Raw genomic sequence first — 2,867 nt, 5'->3', positions numbered from 1 at the left:
GGGCCGGTCGCCGGCACGAGATCCTCTGGGCCGTGGTGTTCCTCGCCCCGGCGGTCGCCGCGCTGGTCGTCCTGCGGGTGGTGCCGACCGTCGGCGCCGTCGTGGACAGCCTCTACAAGGCGTTCCCGGGCGGCATCATCGAGGCCACGTTCGCCGGGTTCGGCAACTACCGGTCCCTGTTCGGCGATCCGGCCTTTGTGGACACCATCGTCCGTACCCTGGTCTTCAACGCCATCATCAACCCGCTGCAGATCGCCCTCGCCCTGATGGTCGCGGTCCTGTTCGTGCAGCGGCTGCCGCTGGTCGGCGTCTGGCGCACCCTGGTCTTCGTGCCGGTGACCGTGCCGATCGTCGGCTCGGCCATCGCGTGGGGCGCGGCGCTCAACCCGGACGGCCCGGTCAACGCGATCATCAGCGCTGTCGGCGGCAACCCCCAGCCGTTCCTCACCTCGCCGGACCAGGCGCTGGCCTGCATCATCGTGCTGGCCAGCTGGATCGGCATCGGCTACTGGATGATGTTCCTCATCTCCGGCCTGCAGGCGATCCCGGAGGAGTTGTACGACGCGGCGAAGGTCGACCGGGCCGGCCCGATCCGGACCTTCTTCAGCATCACCATCCCGATGCTCAAGCGCCCGCTGTTGTTCGTGCTGGTCGCCGACACGGTCGCCAACTTCGTGCTGTTCGTACCGGTGCAGCTGCTCACCCAGGGTGGTCCACAAGCGAGCACCACGCTGCTGATGTTCGACGCGTACCGGACGACGTACGGATACGGGAGCCGCAATCTCGGCGCGGCCGAGGTCGTCATCCTCACCCTGATCATGATCTTCTTCGTCCTGCTGCAGTTCCGGCTGCTGCGCGAGGAGAGGACGCCGCGATGACCGTCACTCCGCACGCCGCCGAGGTCGCCGCCCGTCCGGCCGGCGCCGAGCCGGCGCCGGGAGCGCCCGTGCGCCGCAAGCGCATGACCCCCGGCCGCGTGGTCCTGACGGTGCTGGCCGTCGTGCTCGGCATGGTGTTCGTCCTGCCCGCACTGTGGATCCTGATCGGCTCCTTCCGGCCGACCCTCGAGATCCTCACCACGATGTCACCGCTCAGCTGGCGCCTGGTCATACCGACCGAGTGGACGCTGGACAACTACATCCGGCTGCTGGTCGACTCGGGCTTCGCGAGGGCGCTGCTGAACTCGTTCGTCGTCTGCATCGCCTCGGTGCTGCTCGGCGTCGTCATGTCGGCGATGGCCGCGTACGCCCTGGCGGTCTTCCGGTTCCCCGGCCGCAACCTCATCTTCGCGGTCATCGTGATCAGCTTCATGGTGCCGTTCGAGGCGATCGCCATCCCGCTGGCCCAGCAGTTCACCGACTGGGGCCTGGGCAACTCGACGATCGGCCTGATCCTGCCGGGCATCGGGAACGGGCTGGCCATCTTCAACCTGCGGCAGTACTTCCTCGGCATCCCGGACTCGTACCGGGAAGCCGCGATGATCGACGGCGCCTCCGAGCCGCGCATCCTGTTCTCGCTCTACCTGCGACTGAGCGGTCCCGCGCTGACCAACTCGGCATTGCTGATCTTCCTGGGCCAGTGGACCGCCTTCCTGTGGCCGCTGCTGCTCATCAGCGACAACCGGCTGCAGCTCGCCCCGGTCGCGCTCGCCGGTACCTTCGGCGAGCACGCCGCGGACTACGGACAGAACTTCGCCGGAACCATCGTGCTCACGCTGGTTCCCGCCGTCAGCATGTTCCTGCTTCAGCGGTTTTTCGGACGGCTATCGATCTGGAGTGGAGAGAAGTGAGCAACGGTCCTGGCACTGGGGGAATCATCGTCGTCGGCTCGGCCAACCAGGACTACATCGTCCGGGTGCCGGTGCCGGCCGGCCCCGGCGAGACGGTGCTGGCCAGCGGGCTGCTTCAGCAGCCCGGCGGCAAGGGCGCCAACCAGGCGGTGGCGATGGCCCGCATGCGCGCGGACGTCAGCTTCGTCGGCTCGGTCGGTGACGACGCCGACGGTGCGCAGCTCATCCGTGAGCTGCGCTCGGAGGGCGTCGACGCCACGAACGTCGAGATCATCAGTCGCGGCCGCACCGGGCTGGCACTGGTTCTGGTGTACGACTCGGGGGAGAACTCGATCACCGTCGTGCCGGGTACCAACTTCGCCCTCACCGCCGAGCGGGTGACCCGCACGGTCGGCCGGATCATCGCCGAGACCGGGGCGGCCACGATGGTGGCCCAGGCCGAGGTGCTGCCCGAGATCATCACCGCGGCCATCACCGCCGCCGCGGGAGCCGGCGCCCGGGTGATCCTCAACCTGGCGCCGTACCAGCCGGTGGCCCCGGAGCTGCTGGCGCAGTGCGATCCGCTGGTGGTCAACGAGGCCGAGGCCAGCGGCCTGCTCGGCTGGGAGGTGCGCGGCGCGGCCGCCGCCCTGCGGGCGGTCGAGGACCTGCGGCATCGGACCCGATCGGTGGTGGTCACGGTGGGCGCCGAGGGTGCCTGCTGGGGGGACGCGGACCGGGTCGGCCACGTGCCGGCGCCGGTTCCGTCCGCCGTGGTCGACACCACCGGCGCCGGTGACGCCTTCGTCGGGGCCCTGGCGGTGCGGCTGGCGGCGGGTACGGGCCTCGAGGACGCGGTGACGTTCGGGGTACGGGCGGGCACGTTCGCGGTTCAGAGCCCCGGTGCGCAGTCGTCGTATCCTTCTCCGGCGGACATCGGACTCGAGTCCGCCGAGGGACAGGTCGTAACGGGCGCATGACACCCGGCGGCGACGGGGAGGTCCGCGGGTGGCGGTGACTCGATCGGATGTGGCGCGCGCCGCCGGCGTTTCACCGGCCGTGGTCAGCTACGTGCTCAACAACGGCCCACGTCCCGTCG

Annotated in this window: 4 protein-coding genes; all 4 read left to right on the top strand. The window is 69.9% G+C overall.

Annotation, left to right across the window (positions count from 1 at the left end; translation table 11 throughout):
• Positions 1 to 878: sugar ABC transporter permease (locus AB0M20_RS35915; protein ID WP_364305047.1), on the top strand; the 878-nt coding region annotated here is incomplete at its 5' end.
• A complete protein-coding gene (locus tag AB0M20_RS35910; RefSeq protein ID WP_364305045.1) occupies positions 875 to 1,789 on the top strand; it encodes a carbohydrate ABC transporter permease in 915 nt (304 codons plus the stop codon). The genes AB0M20_RS35915 and AB0M20_RS35910, both read left to right, overlap by 4 nt.
• Positions 1,786 to 2,748 carry a ribokinase gene (locus AB0M20_RS35905; RefSeq protein ID WP_364305043.1) on the top strand — a complete coding sequence of 321 codons (963 nt, stop codon included), beginning with the start codon at positions 1,786 to 1,788 and terminating at the stop codon, positions 2,746 to 2,748. The genes AB0M20_RS35910 and AB0M20_RS35905 overlap by 4 nt, the downstream gene beginning before the upstream one ends.
• Positions 2,749 to 2,776: 28 nt before the next feature.
• Positions 2,777 to 2,867: LacI family DNA-binding transcriptional regulator (locus AB0M20_RS35900; RefSeq protein WP_364305049.1), on the top strand; the 91-nt coding region annotated here is incomplete at its 3' end.

Source organism: Actinoplanes sp. NPDC051633 (assembly GCF_040681735.1).
In the GTDB taxonomy this organism is placed as follows: domain Bacteria; phylum Actinomycetota; class Actinomycetes; order Mycobacteriales; family Micromonosporaceae; genus Actinoplanes.
Note: the sequence above shows the minus strand (reverse complement) of the source record. Positions and strands in the feature narration are given on the sequence as shown.

Bases quoted from the DNA above. Each gene is read 5' to 3' on its own strand.
- AB0M20_RS35910 (WP_364305045.1), top strand. From the start codon at position 875: ATGACCGTCACTCCGCACGCCGCCGAGGTCGCCGCCCGTCCGGCCGGC.